Source organism: Legionella nagasakiensis (genome assembly GCF_900639915.1).
Classification (GTDB): Bacteria; Pseudomonadota; Gammaproteobacteria; order Legionellales; family Legionellaceae; genus Legionella_A; species Legionella_A nagasakiensis.
Genome location: NZ_CAAAID010000040.1, coordinates 1 through 628, shown reverse-complemented (window position 1 = coordinate 628; position 628 = coordinate 1). Strand labels below are relative to the sequence as shown.

The following is a 628-nucleotide window of genomic DNA, read 5'->3' as shown; positions in this document are numbered from 1 at the left end:
GGCTCTACACCAATTAAGGGGGCACTTTAATCGAGTTAGTATAAACTAAGTCCTTGATTTAGCGATCAAAAGGAGATTAAAGTGCCGAAGTACAATCTTATCCTAAATTTACCTGGATTTTCCATAGTAAAAGTGAGCGGATATCAACCATTAATATTAGATGTAAGCTATAACCGATTAGCCCGTTGTAGTCATTGTCAAAGTAAGAGCGTACGCAAGAAATCCTCGTATGTAAGAAGAGTTCATCATGAGTTAATCGGGCATCGTCGAAGTATATTGAGGTTTAAAGCGTATAAGTTGTATTGCTATGCGTGTTGTCGCTATGGTAATCAACAATTCCCGGGTATCAATAAACATCAACGAGCTACTTGGCGAGCACAGGCATCGGTGTTTCATGAGCATAGCCGAGGAGTCTCTCAAAAAGACTTATCGGAGCGTTATAAGAAAGGTAAAGCGACTATAGAGCGTTGGTATCAGCGGCATTATGAAGAACAACATAGAGAGTTACTTAATAAGCCCTGTCCTGTAGTGCTTGGTATTGATGAGCATTTCTTTAGTAAGAAGGAAGGTTTTGCTACTACTTTATGTGACCTGAGAAAGCATAAGGTCTTTGATGTAGTTCGAGGGC

Annotated in this window: 1 protein-coding gene; it reads left to right on the top strand. The window is 40.0% G+C overall.

Annotation, left to right across the window (positions count from 1 at the left end):
- Nucleotides 1–81 precede the first annotated feature (81 nt).
- Nucleotides 82–628, top strand: a 547-nt coding sequence (locus E1O52_RS13000) for a helix-turn-helix domain-containing protein (RefSeq protein ID WP_133129056.1), incomplete at its 3' end; no start/stop codon positions are given.